Raw genomic sequence first — 17,749 nt, 5'->3', positions numbered from 1 at the left:
AGTTCTGCAAAGACTTTGCAGATTTCGTACATTGGTATGCAGACGCAGGAAGTGGCGATAAAGCCCAATTTGCGAGTGGTTCTCAAATCTGATGCACAGCTAATAGATGAGGTTGTGGTAACCGGATATGGGGTAACTAAAAAAGCGGCATTTACGGGATCTGCCCAAACGGTGGATAACAAGGACTTGATGAAAAAAACAGATGCAAACTTTATGAAGTCTTTGGAAGGATCAGTAGCTGGTTTACAAGTAAATAGCTTGACTGGACAACCTGGTGCATACGCTTCTACTACTATTCGTGGAGTTGGTTCAATGAATTCTGGAACCGAACCTTTATACGTAATTGATGGTATTGCCATTTACACAGACAAAATGGGGGCTTATAACAAAGCCGGGACAGGGGATATGGCGGCAAGTCCGATGGCTAATATCAATCCTAACGACATTGAGTCCATCACAGTTTTGAAAGATGCTACAGCTACAGCTATTTATGGAGCTCGTGCAGCGAATGGAGTAATTGTAGTTACTACTAAAAAAGGTAGTCTGGGAAAAGCGCGTTTTAATGTGAATGCAAAAGTCGGAACTAGTTTTGTAGGTAAGATAGATCATAATTATCGTACGACAAATCTGGATAAATACAAAGAGATCTGGACCGAAGGACTAACAAATGCAGGATATGACGGTGAGGATGGCATGACTTCTGCTGAATGGCTGAATGCCTATGTTATGGATTGGTATAATGTGGACTTGACGCAAAATATCAAGAGTGTGGATTGGCTGAAGGAGATTCTGCAAAATGGTTTTTCACAAGAATATGATATCAGTGCTCAAGGTGGGAATGAAAATTTGCGCTATTATATTAGTGGAGGATATTTTCAGAATACAGGTATCGTCATCGGAACTGGAATGAAACGCTATAGCGGACGTATTAGTTTAGATGGAAAAAGCGGGCGGATAGGATATGGACTTTCGGTGAATGGAGCACTCTCCGATATAAACAATACTATGACTGAAAGCCAATATACTAATCCTATTGTAGCAGTATATGACATCCGTCCGTTTGAACAGGTGCGCAATGAAGATGGAACATATAATACAAATGTTAATTATAATCCTGTAGCCATTAACGATAAAGAAAAAGGTGATAAACGCAATCAAAAGCAGATTACATTGGTTGTGAATCCATATTTTACTTATAATATTATTGATGGCTTAACATGGAAGACAAATGCAGGATTGAGCTTAATTGACTTGGACGAGTTCTTTTACAGTTCAATTTATAATCCTCAATATTCCGGTAGCGGTATGCTTGGTCAAAGAAATCAGGAAAGGGCAACAACCTTGACCATTACCAATACCGTAAACTTCAACCGCACTTTCAAAGACATGCATCATTTGAATGTATTGTTGGGACAAGAAGCACAGAAAATATCTTATAGAACAATTTATGCAGCTGCCAGTGGATATCCTAGTGATGCTGTTTTTGAATTGGACAATGCTTCCAAGCCAACAGGGGCGGGATCTTCAACCAAAGCAAGCACTCTTTCTTCATTCTTTATGAATGCAGAATATAACTTGAATGATAAATATTATCTGTCAGGCAGTTTCCGTTATGACGGCTCGTCAAGATTTGGTGTAAACAACAAATGGGCTCCTTTCTGGTCTATAGGAGCAAAATACCGCATCTCTAACGAAAGCTTTATGGAAAATACCAAAAGTTGGTTGACAGATTTGACTATCAGAGGTAGTTATGGAACTGTAGGTAATCAGGATATTGGTTATTATGCAGCAATGGGATTATATAATTATGGATATTCTTATAATGGTAAACCAGGAGCTATTCCTTACCAAATAGCCAATCCGGATCTAAAATGGGAGACTGTTGCAAAAGCCGATATCGGTATCCATGCTGTTTTCTTCGAAAGACTGACACTCGAAGTAGACTATTATAACCAACGGACAAAAGATATGATATTTGATGTACCACTTTCTTACACAACTGGATTCGGGTCTATCCTAAAAAATGTAGGTGAGATGGAAAACAAAGGTATAGAATTCTTGATTAACGCTAACGTACTTAGAAATAAGGATTTCAGTTGGGATGTTCGTTTCACTGGTACGGCAAATAAAAATAAAATCATAAAACTTGCCACAGAAAAACCAATTGAGAATACTCTAACTATCAGAAAAGTTGGCGAGGCGTATAATACATTCTATATGCCGGAATATGCAGGAGTGGATCCTGAAACAGGAGAAGCAATGTGGTATAAAGGACAAGAAGGGGATGAGAAAACAAAAAATGTAAATGAGGCCGGTCAGCGAATTGTAGGTTCTGCCGATCCTAAATTTTATGGTGGCTTTGGAATGAATTTCAAATACAAAGGTTTTGACTTCTCTTTTGATACCAGTTTCACCTTGGGAAATAAAGTATATAACTCCGGATTTGCATTTGATATGCAAGTTGGACATTATTTCTTAGGTCCGGTATCTAACTATGTTTATGACAACCGCTGGCAAAAGCCGGGAGATATAACCGACGTACCCAAATTTGTAGCTGGAGACAACTCGGGAGCAGAAACTAATTCCAGCCGTTTCTTAATGAACGGTTCTTATTTGAGAATGAAATCCATGGTTTTAGGATATACTCTTCCGAAGAACCTTATGAATAAAGTGGCTATTGACAATTTAAGAGTTTATATCTCTGCTGACAATTTGTTCACTATCACTGCTAAAGATTTTATAGGATTTGATCCACAAACTAGATCTACCGGTATGCAGTCTTGGGCATATCCTGTACCTAGAAATATCATGTTCGGTCTTAATCTTAGCTTCTAAAAAATAACTTTAGAAATTTATGACAATGAAGAAAATATTATTTGCTTTATTAACCGGTTGGATGGCAATTTCATTCACCGCATGCGATGACTTCTTGACAGAAACGCCATCAACTTCTGTTCCGACAGAAGAAGCCTTGGTTACTACCCAAGATTTTCAGAATGCTTTAAATGGTGTATATTACACATTAGGTTCATATCGTTTTCTGGGACGTGATGTATTAGCAATTGGAGATGCGCCAACGGATATCACTTCACATTCCGTTGCAACGTCTCATTTCTATGACATCTTCCGCTATCAGATATTGGATACTAATTCATACATAGAAGAAATATGGGCATACGGATATTGGGCTATCGACCGTTGTGCACGTATCATTAAAGAAGGTGCTTCATTTAAAGAAGTAACAAAGGGGGATCTGACAGAAGTGGAAGGATGCATCGCTCAAGCCTATGCAATTAAAGCCCTCTGCTCTTTCTATTTGACTAACATGTTTGGTTTGCCATATTCGGAAGCCAACAAAACGACATTAGGTATCGTAAACGTTACTGAGCCCGTCCCTGCCTATTCACAGGTGTCAAGAGTCAGTGTAGAACAAAATTATAGCCTGATTCTTGATGATATAACGAAGGCTAAAGAATATTATGCTAAAGAAGGTGTTGAAAATGTAGGTAAACAGTATATGAATACGGCTGCAGTTGCTGCACTTGAAGCTCGCGTAAAACTCTATATGAAAAATTACGAAGGGGCTATTACGGCGGCTCAAGAGGCAATAACCCTAAGTGGTGGTACAATTGTATCAACCAAAGAAGACTATAAGAATATGTACACGACATTGGCTGTTTCGACAGAAGACATTTTCTTTATAGCAAAAGCCGAAGATGATTATTTATCTGCTAATGCTCTGAATACTTTATGGAATAAATACGGTTTGTCTATTAACAGCGCAACAATAGCAGAATATTCTTCTAATGATATTCGTCTGTCACTTCTTGGCGGTACGTGGACTGGTGGAAAAATGCGTGGTATCACAACCAATAATCAGATTTCTAACTTGCCGGTTTTCAGACTGCCTGAAATGTATTTAATACAGGCAGAAGCATATGCAAAACAATCAACTCCTGATTATGGTAAAGCTAAAGAAAAACTGTTGGAAGTAGCGGCAAAAAGAAACCCGGATTTGGATGATAGTGAAATTGCAGAGGATCAGACGATTATTGATGTGATTGACAAAGAAAGAAAATTAGAACTGGTTCAAGAAGGACATCGCTTCTTTGATGCAAGAAGATTAGGCAAAATTATTAGTGTGGCAGATGGAGCGTATACTAATTTCAACATTGCCAAATTTGTGTACCCAATACCTTCTTTTGAAGTTAATTCAGGTTTTGGAGTTATACAAACAGAGGGATGGAGTGATAATCTACCTCGATAAAACATTTTTTAATATTGCCTCCATATAAGGATAAGTTTTAAATAAGTAGATGAGACCTGCAATTTTAGAATTAATCGAAATTGCAGGTCTTATTATTTATAAATATATACATAAATAGTTTTACGTAAGAAACATTTACTTCAGCGTCGTATCGAATTATGGGGAGAAGGAGCACGTCTATTAGACTACAGACGTTATATTGATCCGGAAGACTGGGAAATGACGATGATGATTCCAATGACAGAGTTCGACGGTAATGAAAGCTTAAATATTGCCACTGATCAGAATCCATAAACAATTCACTTCTTTTTAATGAAATAAAGAAGAGTAGATACAATATATCCAATTTCAGGATATAAAAAAGATACTGATTCATAAAGGTAAAAATGAGACTAAACTCTTTGGCAAGCCTTGGGGTTTTAGTCTCATTTCTATTAAGGGAGTTATAAAAAATTCGGGAATCTATTTTTTACAAAAGTAATTTAAAATAAAATATTCCTTATAGTTGTCATCCATTTATTATCATCAAGGAAGCATCCCCTCTCTCACAATATCCACCAAAATCGGTTTCAATCCGCTGACGAAACATTCCACCGCAATTACCATCAGAATCAATCCCATGAGGCGCATCATTACATTGTTTCCCGTCTCGCCCAATACGTTTACCAATTTCGTAGAAGCACGAAGAATAAAGAAAGTCAGCAGATAAATCAGGGCAATAGTGCCGATCAAAATTCCCTTCATTTCATAAGAATGTGCATCCTGCATCAAGACAATAGCATTGGCAATCGCTCCGGGACCGCATAACATAGGAATGCCGAGAGGAGTAATGGAGATATCATCCGCATACGTTTTGATTTCTTCATCTTTCAGTTTCATTGGTGTATAACGGGCTTGAAGCATATCAAAGCCGATCTTGAAGATAATCACCCCACCGGCAATACGGAAGCCATTGGTAGAAATACCGAAAAACTTAAAAAGAAACTGCCCGGCAAAGACAAATACCATTATTGTAATAAACGACACAATGGTGGCGCGACGTACGATAGACTGACGTTCCTTATCCGTCATACCATGGGTCATGGTAAGGAAGACAGGCATCGTTCCCAATGGGTTGGTCAATGTAAAGAATGAAGTGAAACAAAGTAAGGCAAAAGGCAGAAGCGTACTATCCATGATCATATCGTATTTTATGCAAAACTAAAACGCAACAAAAATACGACTTAATCCAGAAAACCTATAATAAATCCATTAATTCTTTCAAGGAATGTATGTGATAAGTGGGAAGGAAAAGGAAAGTAGTCCGTTCCGTCACATTGTAAAAAGCCTGATGCATCCCTACTCCGTGCGCTCCGGTTATATCCGCTTCCCAACTGTCACCAATCATCAAGGATTCGCGCAATTCGGATTGAGTGGCAGACAAGGCAAAATTGAATATCGCCGGCCAAGGCTTCAACACTCCGAGATCTTCCGAAAGAATCACTTTTTTGAAATACCCGTCCACTCCTGCCGACCGCATCTTGCGTGATTGCAATTCACGGAATCCATTGGAAAGGATATAGAGGTTATATTTAGGAGCAAGATATTCCAATACCTCCTTTGCATGAGGCATTAAAGTACTTTTAGTGGGAATAATCGCGAAAAAATCTTTCGAGAACTGTTCGGCAAGCGCTTCATCTTCCACTCCCACAGCCTGTAAAGGATAAAAGAAACGTTGACGGTTCAATTCATCTTTCGTTATTTTTCCTTCGCCGTACTCAATCCAAAGTTCGGTATTTCTTTGTTGATAAAGGGTGTAATAATGATCGAACGAATCAAAATAGCGGTCGAACGAATATTTCTGATATACTTCTTCAAAAGTATCACGGGCATTTTGAGAGAAAGCCCAAATGGTATCATCAAGATCAAAAAAGAGATTTTTATATTTCATCAGTAGTTATGCGTATATAGGAAATAAAAAAGCCAATGTGCTAATTTCTTGAATCCAGGAATCAGCACATTGGCAATTCAAAAAGGGATGTCTACCTTATTTTACCTGAATAACCAAGTATCTGGATACACTCCAGAATTCAGTAGGATTAGTAATCTTCAATGTCAACTGGCCTTTGTCATCTTTTACCAATTCATAAGAACCGGACGGATGAGTAGTCAGTAACTCAGCACGTTTAGAGTACAACTTGATTTCTTTGGTTGTACGGATATCGATTTGAGTGAAATAATCCTTATTGAAATCAGCGCTCTTCAATACGTCTCCGCTCTGAAGAATCTTTTGAGCTTTCAATTCAGATTTAGTACCGAATACGAACCAGGCAGCATTCAAGCTCTTTTCCTGTTCAGCAACGGTTTTAGCTTTCGCTTCGTTTTCTGCAGCCAACGTTTCTTTAGCAGCAGACAAGTCGCTGACAGCAGCATCCAATTCCTGGATACGGATGTTCTTGGAAGCCAGTTCTGTTTGAAGTTCTTCGATACGTTGTTGTTTAGCGTTCAATTCAGCAGTCAAAGCGGCAACAGCTTTTTTCATCTGTGCAGAATTGTAATTGCTGTTCTTCAACTGTGCCTGCAACTTTGCAATCTGCGCTTTGTTTTCTTCCATCTGTTTAGAGATGAATTCGATGTCAGAAGCAATCTGTTGCTTGGCGCTGGCAGAGTTTTCAGTGATGGTTCCACGTTGCAAGTCAACACGGCTTTCGGCAGCATTGATCTTACGGAAACCTTCCTGAACTTCATTGAAAGTACCCATCATATCATCCAGTTCAGCATTGCGCTGGTTCAGTTCCATCAAAAGAGAATCATTTTCAGCTTTCAGGTCTTTACTTCCACCTTTAAAGCTATCACACGAAGCTAACATGGCTACGCATACAAATAAAACAGCTAACTTTTTCATACGTTTACGTTTTACGTTTTTTAATGAAATTATTTAATCATCTATTCCTGCTAATACTATCACAATCTCGCCCCGGGGTTCGGTAGCGGTAAAGTGTTCTATCAATTCAGCCAAACTGCCCCGAACTGTTTCTTCGTGGAGCTTGGATATTTCACGCGACACGGTTGCCTGACGTTCAGCACCGAAATATTCGGCAAACTGTGTTAACGTCTTCAACAGACGGTGGGGTGATTCATAAAACACCATCGTGCGGTGTTCTTCCGCCAATGTCTTCAGTCGTGTCTGCCGTCCTTTCTTCTGGGGGAGAAACCCCTCGAAGCAGAACTTCTCGTTCGGCAATCCCGATGCAACGAGTGCCGGAACAAAAGCGGTTGCTCCCGGCAAGCACTGCACTTCAATGCCGTTGCGCACACATTCACGAACAACCAGAAATCCGGGATCGGAAATTCCAGGCGTTCCGGCATCCGAAATTAGTGCCACCGTTTCACCTGCCTTTATTCTATTAACAACACTTTCCACCGTTTTATGTTCATTAAATTTGTGGTGGGATTGCATTGCATTCTTTATTTCAAAGTGTTTCAGCAAAATACCGGAAGTACGTGTATCCTCCGCCAAAATCAGATCGACCTCTTTCAGGACTTTGATAGCCCGAAAAGTCATGTCCTCCAGATTCCCTACCGGCGTAGGCACTACATATAGCTTTCCCATCTTGTTTTTGATTTATGCTGATTGATTAAAAAATTTCTTTAGTAGTTCCAAAAAGTCGTTCACCGCCTCTTTTTCTTCATTTATTTCGACTTTCGAGGACAAAAATGCGACCGCAGTCTTGTAGGACCCCATTACTGATATCTGTTCAATAACACGATTCATCAATTCTGTGTCGCCTCCAAATAGTTCACGAGAGAAACGGAAAGAATCATTCAAGCTGATAGCATGTCGCAAGCCAGCAGATAGTTTGAGACTTTCTCCCAACACTACCGATTTAGGTTCTTCCTCTTTCACAACAGTTTCAACAACAGGCTCCTCAACAATTGCTGGTTCCTCTTTTTTCCCTTCTTCTGTTACCACTACGACTGGTTTCTCTTCCGCAACAATAATCTCTCCTTCCTCATCTTCTTTCACAACAACAGATTCAGAAGTCACCTGAACAGCATCCACTTCCTGCTGCAGTTCATCCAAACGTCCCTGCATCCGTGTAATGCTCCGCTTCAACAGTTCAGACAAAGTCGGAGTCGGCTCCTTGGTAAATGAATCCATGAGATACTTCAACTCATGAACATCCAACTCAATATCTGTTAATAGCTTCTGTTTCATGTCAGTCCATTGTTTATACGGTGCGAATGTAGGAATAATTTATGCAATAACTTAAAATAATGGATAATTTAACAGTTCTTGCACATTGAATTGCTTACCTTTGTCCACATATTTACTTAATCAAGAAAACACAAAATCTCATGGTATTATTTTCAGAAGACCACATACAGGAGACTAGAAGAAGAGGCCGGATCGAAGTAATCTGCGGTTCCATGTTCTCCGGAAAAACAGAGGAATTGATTCGTAGAATGAAGAGAGCGAAGTTCGCGAAACAACGTGTCGAGATATTCAAACCGGCTATCGACACCCGTTATTCAGAAGAAGATGTAGTCTCTCACGACAGCCATTCTATCGCCTCCACTCCCATCGATTCGTCAGCCAGTATCCTACTCTTTACTTCCGAGATAGATGTAGTAGGCATTGACGAAGCACAGTTCTTCGACAGTGGTTTGATTGATGTATGCAACCAGCTTGCCAATAATGGAATCCGTGTTATCATTGCAGGGTTGGATATGGACTTCAAAGGAAATCCATTCGGACCAATGCCGCAATTATGCGCCATTGCCGATGAAGTCTCCAAAGTTCATGCAATCTGTGTGAAATGTGGCCAGCTGGCTTCTTTCTCACATCGTACTGTCAAGAATGAGAAACAGGTTCTTTTAGGCGAAACAGCCGAATACGAGCCTCTGTGCAGGGAATGTTATCTCCGTGCACGAGGGGAAGATGAGCAGAAAGTATAAACTCTATAAAAGAAAAAGATTATGGAAAGGAAAAAGATAACATTCGACAGTTTTATACGCGGTTCTATCGGATGTGTGTTAGTTGTAGGAATATTAATGCTTGTAGAACGCCTTAGCGGAGTGTTATTACCTTTCTTTATTGCGTGGCTGATAGCTTATATGGTCTATCCGTTAGTCAAATTCTTCCAGTATAAGCTACGATTAAAAAGCCGCATTATTTCCATCTTCTGTTCCTTATTCCTTATTACAGTTATCGGAGTCACTTTATTCTACCTATTAGTGCCGCCGATGATTTCGGAAATAGGCAGAATGAACGACTTGCTGGTGACTTACCTCACCAATGGAGCCGGAAACAATGTGCCTAAGAGTCTTTCTGAATTTATCCACGAAAATATCGATCTCCAGGCACTGAACCGTGTATTAAGCGAAGAGAATATCTTGGCAGCAATCAAGGATACCGTCCCCAGAGTGTGGACCTTGCTTGCAGAATCTCTCAACATTCTATTCAGCATCCTTGCCTCCTTCATTATATTATTATATGTAATCTTTATATTATTAGATTACGAAGCAATAGCTGAAGGATGGTTGCATCTGCTACCCAATAAATACCGTACGTTTGCCTCCAATCTGGTTCACGACGTACAGGATGGTATGAACAGATATTTTCGTGGACAGGCTTTGGTTGCTTTCTGCGTAGGTATTCTTTTCAGCATTGGCTTCCTGATTATCGATTTCCCCATGGCTATTGCTTTAGGACTTTTCATCGGAGCATTGAATATGGTTCCCTACTTGCAAATCATCGGCTTCCTTCCCACTATTTTATTAGCAATCCTCAAAGCTGCCGACACCGGACAGAATTTCTGGATTATCATTGCATGCGCATTAGCCGTCTTTGCAATCGTACAAATCATACAGGATACCTTCCTTGTCCCCAAAATCATGGGAAAGATTACCGGACTGAATCCTGCCATCATCCTTTTATCTCTTTCCATCTGGGGTTCATTAATGGGAATGCTCGGTATGATCATCGCCTTACCACTAACAACTTTAATGCTCTCCTACTACCAACGCTTTATTATCAACAAAGAAAAGATAAAATATGATGAAGCCGAAACTACTGATAATCAAGAAACAAGCCATAACAAGGAAAAATAATTGAAACTTTTTTCTACGGAATGCTTGCAAATTAAATAAAAGTAACTACCTTTGCACCCGCAATCAGGAAATAACTGATTCGCAAATAAGGATTGATTCGCTAGCTCAGCAGGTAGAGCACAACACTTTTAATGTTGGGGTCCTGGGTTCGAGCCCCAGGCGGATCACATAAGAACAAAGCCAAACGGCGACAAAAAAGAGACAAGTCCTACAATATCAACGTATTGTAGGACTTTTTTTATTGTTTCAGTCTTGCTTAAAAGACAAAAAAGGGGCACGAAAAGACACGGTTGAGTATCCAAATCGTACCCCCTTCCCCAAAAAACGATTAGGGGGTACGATTGTCGGAAAATGGCTTACTTTTGACGTGATTTGTCTATACTCTATTTATCTCATTTACAGTGATTAAAATTAGTTTTGCAATCTAAAAAAAGTGAGATTATGAAGAATGAAAAAAGTACTTTCAGCGTATTGTTTTACCTGAAAAAAGACAAGATGAAAAAGAATGGTTTAGTACCCATTCATGCCCGTATCACAATCAACGGCAAACAGACCCAATTCAATACCAAGTTAGAAGTGTTAGAAACTAACTGGAAATCCGGCAGAGCCATAGGTAAATCAATGGAGATACAAAGGCTTAATTCCATGTTGGACGACATCAAAGCAAATATCCGTTCCCACTTCCACAATCAATTAATGCGGGATAGCTATGTTACACCCGAAAGCGTGAAAAATGCACTATTGGGAAAAGAGGAAGAAGCAAATACCATTATTTCTTTTTTCACCCAGCACAACGACCAATACAAGAAAAAGGTCGAAGCAGGAGAAGCCACACCCAAAACGTACAGCAGATACGAACTAACAAAGTTACGCCTAACTGATTTCCTAAAAGACGAATATCGTGTATCGGATTTGCCTATACGCCAAATCAACAAAGTATTTATTGAGAATTTCTACCTGTATATAATAAAGAACCACGATTGTTCACCCAATACGGCAATGAAGTTTATACAGCGTTTCCGCACGGTGGTAAACTTTGCACAGGGTACAGGATTGATAACAGCCGACCCGTTCGCCAATTATAAACTGAAATTCGAGTATATAGAAAGAGGGTATCTTGACAAGGACGAGATAAGCAGGATATGCAATAAGGATTTTGCTTCAAAGCGATTGGAGCAGGTACGGGATATTTTCATTTTTAGCTGCTATACGGGACTTTCATACGTGGATATATGCGAATTAACCAGTAACGACATACGTTTGGCATTTGATGATAATCTATGGATTATAAAGAAACGTCACAAGACTAAAGTAACATCAAACATCCGCTTGCTGGATATTCCTAAAGCCATCCTGAACAAATATGAAGGGAAATTGAAAAACGGTCAGTTGTTACCTGTTATCAGCAATCAAAAGATGAATGATTATTTGAAAGAAATTGCCGTTCTATGTGGTATCGACAAAAATATCACGTTCCACCTTGCAAGGCACACATTCGCTACGACTGTTACACTGGCTAATGGCGTGCCTATCGAGAGCGTTTCAAAGATGTTAGGTCATACAGATATTCGGACAACTCAAATCTACGCAAAGGTAATAGACACGAAATTGAGCAATGACATGGAACTATTGGCACAAAAGCTCAACAGTAAATGCCTTGTTACTGTATAACGCTCCGGAACTTATCACAGTTTGTGATAAGTTCCTATTTACCTACATATTAATAATCCTATAAATAATTGATATATGAAATCGCTACCAATCAAAAATACTTCCCTGACATTGGAAGAAACTAATCTTATCCTGAAAGCCCGGTTTACAATAACACGTTTAGATAAAATCCGGGATATATTTCTTTTCTCCTGCTTCACCGGATTAAGTTATAATGACATTAAAAATTTGACTATTAACAATTTGGTCATTACTCCTGATGGGAAATATTGGCTAAAGATATATGTGCAGAAAAGTAATACCCCGATAAAAATACCACTTTTAGACATATCTCGCACTATTATAGAAAAATATAGGAACAGTTCAAATGAAACAGGTTCATTACTGCCTGTACCCAGTATTCAAAAGACAAATTACTATCTTAAAGAAGTAGGTAAAGAATGTAAATTAGAGAAACATCTTACTTTTAATTTTGCAAGACACACATTCATTTGTACTATCATAATGGGTAACGATTTAGAAACTTCGATAGTAAATAAACTTATAGGAAGAAAAGTACAAGGCAATTCCAAAATCACAGACTTTCAGCTATACAAAGCAATGAAGACAGTTTCAGAGAAATTAAAAGGGAACAACATTATAAATATCTAAATAAAAAAATTATGGACTTACAAATCATCCAAAGCAAGATTTATGAAATCAGGGGTTACCGGGTTATGCTCGATAGCGACCTTGCGGCACTTTACCAAGTGGAAACAAAAGCCTTGAAACAGGCTGTAAAACGTAATCTCGACCGTTTCCCGGACGATTTTATGTTTGAACTTACCAAAGAAGAAACTGAATGTTTAAGGTCGCAAATAGCAACCTTAGAGAAAGGAGCAGATGATGAAACTAACTTGAGGTCACAAACTGTGACCTCAAGATGGGGTGGCTCTCGTTATCAAAATTTCGTGTTTACCGAGCAGGGGGTCGCCATGATTTCATCCGTTCTAAGAAGTGATACAGCCGTTAAGGTGAATATTTCCATCATGCGTGCTTTCGTCCTCATGCGGCAAATGTCAATCGGTTACGAGGAACTTCTTAAACGCATCGAAGAACTGGAACAGAGTACGGATGCACAATTCAGCGAGGTGTACCAAGCATTGACCCAGTTATTAAGCAAACCCGAACCGAAGCCACGCAAGCCGATAGGATATAGAACCTATGACGAATAACTATTTAAGGTATTCGGTTGTCTAAGGGGTGTCACCAGTGATACCCCTTTTTTAGTTCCCTAAAGTAATGTATCTCAATCACAAATTTTAGCAAAGTTACAGCCCGGCGGAGACAAATACCAAATCCGAGCCGTTCCGGTTTTCTAAAAAATCTCCACACCTACGGGTCGTATTTTTTGAAAAGATTAGGTTGAAGTCCCCGCCAAACTGTGGGTGTCCGGCAAAATTTCTTATTGTTTAATTTAAAATTCAAGCGTTATGAAAACAACAGAATTTACCATGCCGGAAATCACTATCTCTTATAAAGACAATGTAAAAGCATCCGAAAGAATAAAAATACTCTCTTCTGAAACTTCTTATTCTTACTTAAAACCTTTCTATTCCGAATGTATGGAACACCACGAAGAAAGTTATGTAATGTTCCTCAATCGGGCAAATAAGGCTTTAGGCGTTTCCCTTATCTCTAAAGGCGGCATGGCTGAAACTGTAATGGACGTGAAAATCATCCTGCAAACTGCCTTAAAAGTCCATGCTTCGGGCATAATCCTCTCACATAACCACCCATCGGGCAATCTACGTCCGAGCGAACCGGACAAGCAAATCACCTCAAAAATAAAAGAAGCCTGCAAGGTCTTGGATTTACACCTGTTAGACCATATCATCCTGACAGAAGAAAGCTATTACAGTTTTACAGACGAGGGGCTTTTATAAGCCCTTTTTTTACTCTCTCATTACCCAATACAAAAAGCCTGATGGCTTTTGTTTCTTATCCTCTTAAGCAAGAGAAAAATTTTCCCTAAAACTGATTGGAACATTGTCAAAGGTATATCCGTGCCTGTTACTGTTCAAATTATTTTTTAGAAATCTCCACACCTACGGGTAGTATTTCATAAATAATAATTTGCCCTGTACCAGTCCCGAACCTTTGAAAAGACAATGTTCCCATTCAGTTAAAGGAAAAATTTATGTGGTGGGCGACAAGCGATGTAAACGATTAAAATTCAAAAGTCATGGAAACAGTAACATTATCAGAAGCAAGAGTTTATGTAGGTACTTACAACAAGTATAACAGTGGTTCACTTTTCGGCAAGTGGTTAGACCTTTTCGACTATTGGGACAAAGACGAATTTATGGAAGCGTGCCGGGAACTGCACAAGGACGAGCAAGACCCGGAATTTATGTTTCAGGATTACGAGAATATCCCGGAAGCCCTGATTACCGAATGTTGGCTCTCTGATAAGTTCTTTGAGCTTCGGGATGCCATCGAGAAACTAAGCGAAACCGAGCAGGAAGCGTTTTTCGTGTGGTGCGACCACCACAACAGCGATATAAGCGAAGAAGATGCGGACGACCTTATTTCTTCTTTTGAGGACGAATATAAAGACGAGGAAAATTACGCCTATGAAATCGTAGAGGAATGTTACGACCTGCCGGAGTTCGCAAAGACCTACTTTGATTATTCGGCTTTTGCCCGTGACCTGTTTATAACTGATTACTGGATGGATAACGGCTTTGTTTTCCGTTGCGCCTGATTACTAACCGGGTGGAGCAATCCACCCACAACACACCAAGACAATGAAAGTATGTAATAAGATAACGACTTTTTTACGATGGTTTATACTTGTTTTTATCATCTATCAGGCAGCCACCAGCACCGCCGGAATGTGGATAGCCCTAATTATAGGCTTTTTTATTATCCGGTTCGTTCTCCGGCTGTTTATCTCTGCCGTTTACCTGTTTTGTATGGCGCTTATTTTCATTGTACTGCTTTCACTTCTGATTATCTGATAACTCATTGTAAATTATAGTAGTATGGAAACTTTAAACAAAAACGGGGTAAGCATTACTCAAACACTGGGAGAAGAAAAATATGTAAAATGCTGTTTAGGCGCATTTAGGGGTCAAATCTATTATCAATATGATTACCGCCATACGGATGGAGAACTGTTCTCCACGCTTGCCAAAACACTTGACGAGTGCCGCGGGAGGCGGGATGAATGGCTAAAAATACAGAAATAAGAATAAATCCGGCAGAAGAAATTTTGTCGGACTACTTTCTTTCATGAACTCGAATGGAAAAGAAAGTAGTAAAGCCCCTTTTTATAATCTTCCCACCCATATATGAGAAAAAGATGTCTTCAAGTGGTTACTGTATTTCTAATCTATGTATATTTGCATATAATATTAATTAATACCTGGAAACATGAGTTATACATCTAAAACTATAAGTGAAACAATTATCGATTATGTAAATAGAAATACTTTCTTACCTGCAATACAAAGAGAGTATGTATGGAATACATATAGTATAGAGAAACTGTTTGATTCAATAATGTGTGGATATCCGATTAGCTCTTTTTTGTTTTGGAAAATAAGAGAGGAGAAGAAAAAAGATTGGGTTGCTTATCAGTTTGTAACTGATTTTGATAAAACAGACCCACACAATGAAGAAGCTAATTTGTCAGGCGTGAATCAAGATATTTATTTAGTATTGGATGGACAACAGAGGCTTACTTCATTATTGATAGGACTAAAAGGCTCATATAGCTTCTTCTATTACAGATGGCGTAAGACAAGACTATACCTTAACTTATTTAAGAAACCTACTAATGGCGATAATCCTGAAGAACTTACATATCAGTTTCAATTTAGAGAGAATGATTTTATCAATGCTAATGACTCCACTCCACAATATTGGTATTTAGTCAGCAATATTTTAGATTTTAATACAGCAAGTGCAGCAAGAAAGGATATTCGGGAGAAACTATCAAATATTAGTGTAGATAGTTCATTTAAAGAAAATGCGGTTGAACTAATAGAAGAGTTACATTCAAGATTGTTCACAGAGAAATTTATCAATATATATGAAGAAAAATCTCAAGAATATGACAAGGTAGTTGAAATTTTTATAAGAACAAATACTGGAGGTGTAAAATTGGAATATAGTGATATCCTTTTATCGACAGCAACAGCAAAATGGAAGAATTTGAATGCACGAAAGGAAATATATTCTTTTACCGATGAAATAAATTCAATAGGTAACGGATATTCATTTGGGAAGGACTTTGTATTAAAGGGCTGTTTATATTTGACAGACCATCTTCCAATTCAATACAAAGTTGGTAATTTTACACAGAGTAATTTGGAACTAATAGAGGAAAATTGGACAAATATTCAAACTTCCATAAGTGACTCTGTAAAATTAATTAATAAATTCGGTTTTAATGATAAAAATCTTGTAGCCAAATTAGTTTTACTCCCAATTGCATTATATTTGAAGAAAGTAAATAAAAGTAATTATGTCAATTCAACTAATGCAGAAGATATAAAGAATCAACTTAGAATACAAAAATGGGTTGCTATTGCTTTGTTGAAAAATATGTTTGGAAGTTCTACTGATAATACTTTAAAATCTATTCAAGATATTATTTTAAATCAAACTAACAGTGAGAATTTTCCATGCTCAGAAATTAATCAGAAGCTCAATGTAATTTCATCTTTTAGTAAAGATGAAATTGATAATATATTGAGATATAGCTATGGAACTAAATATAGTTATTTGATATTATCTCTATTTTATCCAAACAGAGATTGGAAAGATTGCAGATTTAGCGAAGACCATATTTTCCCAAAATCAGAATTTACAGAAGCTAAGTTGAGAAAAAGAGGGTATAATAGTGATAAGATAAAATTATATCAAACCTATTATAATACAATATTAAATCTACAGTTATTGGACGAAACAGAAAATAAAGAGAAAAGTGCTAAGCCATTTAATGAATGGATTAAAACAAGAGATGATAACTTTAAAAAAAGGCATTCTATACCCATTATTGCTTCATATGATTTTGATTCATTTATTGAATTTATAAATGGTAGAAAGAAATTGTTATCTAATTTTTTGGAGAATCTTACAATATGATAAATATAAAAAGAATCCCTTTAACTTTGGATTAAAGGGATTCTTTTTATATATTACTATTCTTTAGTTTCATTATCATTATTGAATGAAAACGTAAGCTGCTGCAACTGCCCGAAGCTATCCTGAAAATACACATCTACCGTTTGCTGGTCGGTGGATGCAGAGGTATAGTACAGCCGGAGTGTTTCACCCGGAAGCGGGTACAGGTCATTCGGCAGTAAAACCGTCCCATCGGACATTTTCAGCGTTCCCGCCCCGTCCGGCTGGAAATAGCGGATGAAATACCTTGTTTCCTCAAACCGCCCGTCCCGGTGAAGTTGGCAGCGTATTTCCACCGTTTCACCCACCTTTAATTTTTTCGGTACAGGCATCGTTTCGATACTGAACGGGTAAGACTGCTGTATATCCACATCGTCATTACACGCACCCACCAATAGCAAGGCGGCCATTACATAGCAGCCTATCAAAATACGGCTTAAAATCTTTCTCATATTCATTATATATAATAGGTTAGTTTATCACATTATAAATTTCAGTCCATATGTTAGTTTTCAATTTATGTTGTATAATAATTGTATTCGA

At 38.3% G+C, this 17,749-nt stretch carries 17 protein-coding genes, 1 tRNA gene and 2 pseudogenes; 14 read left to right on the top strand and 6 right to left on the bottom strand.

Annotated elements, in window-relative coordinates; genetic code table 11:
- Both DW173_RS22930 and DW173_RS22925 read left to right on the top strand, forming a co-directional pair.
- On the top strand, positions 1-2,835 hold a 2,835-nt coding region (locus DW173_RS22930; RefSeq protein ID WP_004323494.1), incomplete at its 5' end, for a SusC/RagA family TonB-linked outer membrane protein.
- A gap of 19 nt (positions 2,836-2,854) precedes the next feature.
- Complete coding sequence (locus DW173_RS22925) at positions 2,855-4,267, top strand: RagB/SusD family nutrient uptake outer membrane protein (protein ID WP_120145302.1); 1,413 nt, start codon at positions 2,855-2,857, stop codon at positions 4,265-4,267.
- Positions 4,268-4,792: 525 nt separating this feature from the next.
- On the opposite strand, the gene DW173_RS22915 is transcribed toward DW173_RS22925, so the two are convergent.
- From DW173_RS22915 to DW173_RS22895, 5 genes are all read right to left on the bottom strand, one after another.
- The gene (locus DW173_RS22915) at positions 4,793-5,443 is read right to left on the bottom strand and encodes a MarC family protein (protein WP_004323496.1); all 651 of its coding nucleotides are present in this window, start codon (positions 5,441-5,443) and stop codon (positions 4,793-4,795) included.
- A 61-nt stretch (positions 5,444-5,504) separates the two neighbouring features.
- Positions 5,505-6,197 (bottom strand): YjjG family noncanonical pyrimidine nucleotidase, encoded by a 693-nt coding sequence (locus tag DW173_RS22910; protein WP_120145300.1) that lies wholly within the window; start codon positions 6,195-6,197, stop codon positions 5,505-5,507.
- A gap of 96 nt (positions 6,198-6,293) precedes the next feature.
- Positions 6,294-7,151: a hypothetical protein gene (locus DW173_RS22905; RefSeq protein ID WP_004299178.1), complete on the bottom strand. Its 858-nt coding sequence runs from the start codon at positions 7,149-7,151 to the stop codon at positions 6,294-6,296.
- A gap of 33 nt (positions 7,152-7,184) precedes the next feature.
- The gene (gene rsmI, locus DW173_RS22900) at positions 7,185-7,859 is read right to left on the bottom strand and encodes a 16S rRNA (cytidine(1402)-2'-O)-methyltransferase (protein ID WP_004299177.1); all 675 of its coding nucleotides are present in this window, start codon (positions 7,857-7,859) and stop codon (positions 7,185-7,187) included.
- Between the two features lie 12 nt (positions 7,860-7,871).
- Complete coding sequence (locus DW173_RS22895) at positions 7,872-8,465, bottom strand: hypothetical protein (protein WP_120145299.1); 594 nt, start codon at positions 8,463-8,465, stop codon at positions 7,872-7,874.
- Between the two features lie 140 nt (positions 8,466-8,605).
- Here DW173_RS22895 and DW173_RS22890 point away from each other — a divergent pair, with 140 nt between their 5' ends.
- The 12 genes and pseudogenes from DW173_RS22890 to DW173_RS22835 all read left to right on the top strand — a co-directional run bounded on the left by DW173_RS22890 (position 8,606) and on the right by DW173_RS22835 (position 17,167).
- Positions 8,606-9,205 carry a thymidine kinase gene (locus tag DW173_RS22890; protein ID WP_004299175.1) on the top strand — a complete coding sequence of 200 codons (600 nt, stop codon included), beginning with the start codon at positions 8,606-8,608 and terminating at the stop codon, positions 9,203-9,205.
- Between the two features lie 21 nt (positions 9,206-9,226).
- Positions 9,227-10,360 (top strand): AI-2E family transporter, encoded by a 1,134-nt coding sequence (locus DW173_RS22885; protein ID WP_120145298.1) that lies wholly within the window; start codon positions 9,227-9,229, stop codon positions 10,358-10,360.
- 94 nt (positions 10,361-10,454) lie between these two features.
- Positions 10,455-10,527 (top strand) — tRNA-Lys (locus tag DW173_RS22880).
- Between the two features lie 274 nt (positions 10,528-10,801).
- On the top strand, positions 10,802-12,031 hold the full coding sequence (locus tag DW173_RS22870; RefSeq protein WP_118308302.1) for a site-specific integrase: 1,230 nt from the start codon (positions 10,802-10,804) through the stop codon (positions 12,029-12,031).
- A gap of 75 nt (positions 12,032-12,106) precedes the next feature.
- Positions 12,107-12,682 (top strand): site-specific integrase, encoded by a 576-nt coding sequence (locus tag DW173_RS22865; RefSeq protein ID WP_007483943.1) that lies wholly within the window; start codon positions 12,107-12,109, stop codon positions 12,680-12,682.
- An 11-nt stretch (positions 12,683-12,693) separates the two neighbouring features.
- Positions 12,694-12,960: pseudogene (locus tag DW173_RS24455) on the top strand (ORF6N domain-containing protein); the annotation flags it as partial.
- Positions 12,961-12,981: 21 nt separating this feature from the next.
- Positions 12,982-13,245: pseudogene (locus DW173_RS24450) on the top strand (ORF6N domain-containing protein); the annotation flags it as partial.
- 258 nt (positions 13,246-13,503) lie between these two features.
- Positions 13,504-13,956, top strand: a complete 453-nt coding sequence (locus DW173_RS22855; RefSeq protein WP_007216044.1) for a RadC family protein — start codon at positions 13,504-13,506, stop codon at positions 13,954-13,956.
- A 299-nt stretch (positions 13,957-14,255) separates the two neighbouring features.
- Entirely contained in the window at positions 14,256-14,777 is a 522-nt protein-coding gene (locus tag DW173_RS22850) for an antirestriction protein ArdA (RefSeq protein WP_120145297.1), read from the top strand.
- A 43-nt stretch (positions 14,778-14,820) separates the two neighbouring features.
- Positions 14,821-15,033 carry a hypothetical protein gene (locus tag DW173_RS22845; RefSeq protein WP_120145296.1) on the top strand — a complete coding sequence of 71 codons (213 nt, stop codon included), beginning with the start codon at positions 14,821-14,823 and terminating at the stop codon, positions 15,031-15,033.
- Between the two features lie 24 nt (positions 15,034-15,057).
- The gene (locus DW173_RS22840) at positions 15,058-15,264 is read left to right on the top strand and encodes a DUF3873 domain-containing protein (RefSeq protein ID WP_120145295.1); all 207 of its coding nucleotides are present in this window, start codon (positions 15,058-15,060) and stop codon (positions 15,262-15,264) included.
- Positions 15,265-15,448: 184 nt separating this feature from the next.
- Entirely contained in the window at positions 15,449-17,167 is a 1,719-nt protein-coding gene (locus tag DW173_RS22835; RefSeq protein WP_120145294.1) for a DUF262 domain-containing protein, read from the top strand.
- Between the two features lie 56 nt (positions 17,168-17,223).
- On the opposite strand, the gene DW173_RS22830 is transcribed toward DW173_RS22835, so the two are convergent.
- The gene (locus DW173_RS22830; RefSeq protein WP_120145293.1) at positions 17,224-17,664 is read right to left on the bottom strand and encodes a DUF3872 domain-containing protein; all 441 of its coding nucleotides are present in this window, start codon (positions 17,662-17,664) and stop codon (positions 17,224-17,226) included.
- Positions 17,665-17,749 lie beyond the last annotated feature (85 nt).

Source organism: Bacteroides sp. AM16-13, assembly GCF_003602705.1.
GTDB lineage: Bacteria > Bacteroidota > Bacteroidia > Bacteroidales > Bacteroidaceae > Bacteroides > Bacteroides xylanisolvens.
The sequence above is the reverse complement of the archived record's forward strand: the minus strand, read 5'-3'. Positions and strand labels throughout refer to the sequence as shown.

Coding starts and splice junctions, on each gene's coding strand:
- DW173_RS22925 (WP_120145302.1), top strand. CDS start 2,855: ATGACAATGAAGAAAATATTATTTGCTTTATTAACCGGTTGGATGGCA.
- DW173_RS22915 (WP_004323496.1), bottom strand. CDS start 5,443: ATGGATAGTACGCTTCTGCCTTTTGCCTTACTTTGTTTCACTTCATTC.
- DW173_RS22910 (WP_120145300.1), bottom strand. CDS start 6,197: ATGAAATATAAAAATCTCTTTTTTGATCTTGATGATACCATTTGGGCT.
- DW173_RS22905 (WP_004299178.1), bottom strand. CDS start 7,151: ATGAAAAAGTTAGCTGTTTTATTTGTATGCGTAGCCATGTTAGCTTCG.
- rsmI (WP_004299177.1), bottom strand. CDS start 7,859: ATGGGAAAGCTATATGTAGTGCCTACGCCGGTAGGGAATCTGGAGGAC.
- DW173_RS22895 (WP_120145299.1), bottom strand. CDS start 8,465: ATGAAACAGAAGCTATTAACAGATATTGAGTTGGATGTTCATGAGTTG.
- DW173_RS22890 (WP_004299175.1), top strand. CDS start 8,606: ATGGTATTATTTTCAGAAGACCACATACAGGAGACTAGAAGAAGAGGC.
- DW173_RS22885 (WP_120145298.1), top strand. CDS start 9,227: ATGGAAAGGAAAAAGATAACATTCGACAGTTTTATACGCGGTTCTATC.
- DW173_RS22870 (WP_118308302.1), top strand. CDS start 10,802: ATGAAGAATGAAAAAAGTACTTTCAGCGTATTGTTTTACCTGAAAAAA.
- DW173_RS22865 (WP_007483943.1), top strand. CDS start 12,107: ATGAAATCGCTACCAATCAAAAATACTTCCCTGACATTGGAAGAAACT.
- DW173_RS22855 (WP_007216044.1), top strand. CDS start 13,504: ATGAAAACAACAGAATTTACCATGCCGGAAATCACTATCTCTTATAAA.
- DW173_RS22850 (WP_120145297.1), top strand. CDS start 14,256: ATGGAAACAGTAACATTATCAGAAGCAAGAGTTTATGTAGGTACTTAC.
- DW173_RS22845 (WP_120145296.1), top strand. CDS start 14,821: ATGAAAGTATGTAATAAGATAACGACTTTTTTACGATGGTTTATACTT.
- DW173_RS22840 (WP_120145295.1), top strand. CDS start 15,058: ATGGAAACTTTAAACAAAAACGGGGTAAGCATTACTCAAACACTGGGA.
- DW173_RS22835 (WP_120145294.1), top strand. CDS start 15,449: ATGAGTTATACATCTAAAACTATAAGTGAAACAATTATCGATTATGTA.
- DW173_RS22830 (WP_120145293.1), bottom strand. CDS start 17,664: ATGAATATGAGAAAGATTTTAAGCCGTATTTTGATAGGCTGCTATGTA.